Source organism: Pseudomonas protegens (assembly GCF_003732485.1).
In the GTDB taxonomy this organism is placed as follows: domain Bacteria; phylum Pseudomonadota; class Gammaproteobacteria; order Pseudomonadales; family Pseudomonadaceae; genus Aquipseudomonas; species Aquipseudomonas protegens_B.
Genome location: NZ_MOAK01000027.1, coordinates 202975 through 204273 on the forward strand (window position 1 = coordinate 202975; position 1299 = coordinate 204273).

2 protein-coding genes are annotated in these 1299 nt (G+C 65.4%); both read right to left on the bottom strand.

Annotation, left to right across the window (positions count from 1 at the left end; all coding sequences use genetic code 11):
* Positions 1 to 563 (bottom strand): MlaD family protein (locus BLX41_RS34315; RefSeq protein WP_259744380.1); only part of this gene is annotated, 563 nt, incomplete at its 3' end.
* A gap of 1 nt (position 564) precedes the next feature.
* Positions 565 to 1299: ABC transporter ATP-binding protein (locus BLX41_RS03535; protein WP_123723790.1), on the bottom strand; the 735-nt coding region annotated here is incomplete at its 5' end.

The following is a 1299-nucleotide window of genomic DNA, read 5'->3' on the forward strand; positions in this document are numbered from 1 at the left end:
GCGATGCTCGCCGAGGTCTTCTGCAGGTTGTCCAGGGTGCTGCTGACCCGCTCCACGTTGTCCGGGGAAAACATGCGATTGGCGTTGTGCAGGAGCAGGTTGACCCCGGTCATCAGGTCATTGCTGTTGTTCAGCAGGCGGGCAATGGGCGATGGCGAGGCGACTATGGTCGGCAGTTGGCCGTCCTTGCCCTTGAGCACCGGGCTTTGCGGTGTACCGCCGCTGAGCTGGATGATCGAGGTGCCGGTGATGCCGGTCAGGGCCAGCTTGGCCTGGGTGTCCTCCTTGATCGGGGTTTCACTGCCCAGGCGGATCTGCGCCAGCACCCGGCGCGGGTCCTTGGGGTCCAGGCGCAGATTGACCACGTCGCCGACCTTGATCCCGCTGTACTGCACGGCACTGCCCTTGGACAGGCCGCTGACCGCTTCATTGAACACGATCTGATAGTCCTGGAAGGCGCTGTCGACGCTGGACTTGGCCAGCCACAGGCCGAACAGCAAGGCGCCGGCCACCACGATCACGGTGAACAGGCCGATCAGTACATGATGGGCTCGGGTTTCCATGTCATCCCTCGTTGGTCTGTGTAGCGGCCTGATAGGCCGCGCGGCCGCGTGGGCCATGGAAGTACTGGTGAATCCATTCGTCCGGGGTTTGCGCGACGATGTCGATGGCGTCCGCCACCAGCACCTTTTTCTGCGCCAGCACCGCCACCCGGTCAGTGATGGTGTAGAGGGTGTCGAGGTCGTGGGTGACCAGGAACACGCTCAGGCCCAGGGCATCGCGCAGGGTCAGGATCAGTTGGTCGAAGGCTGCAGCCCCCACCGGGTCGAGGCCGGCGGTGGGTTCGTCGAGAAACAGGATGTCCGGGTCCAGGGCCAGGGCGCGGGCCAGGGCCGCGCGCTTGATCATGCCGCCGGAGAGCGAGGACGGGTACTTGTCCGCTGCCGACAGGGGCAACCCGGCCAGGGCCAGTTTCACGGCTGCCAGGTGTTCGGCGTCGCTGCGGGACAGGCCCGCATGCTCGATCAGTGGCAGGGCGACGTTCTCGGTCACCGTCAGCGAGGTGAACAGCGCGCCCTTCTGGAACAGCACGCCAAAGCGCCGTTCAATCAGTGAACGTTGCTGCTCCGGCAGGCTTGGCAGGTCCTGGCCGAAGACCCGCACCGAGCCTTCGCTGGGCTGGCGCAGGCCGACGATGCTGCGCAGCAACACCGACTTGCCGCTACCGGAGCCGCCGACCACGCCGAGGATCTCGCCCTTGTACACGTCCAGGTCGAGATTCTCATGCACGCTCTGCTT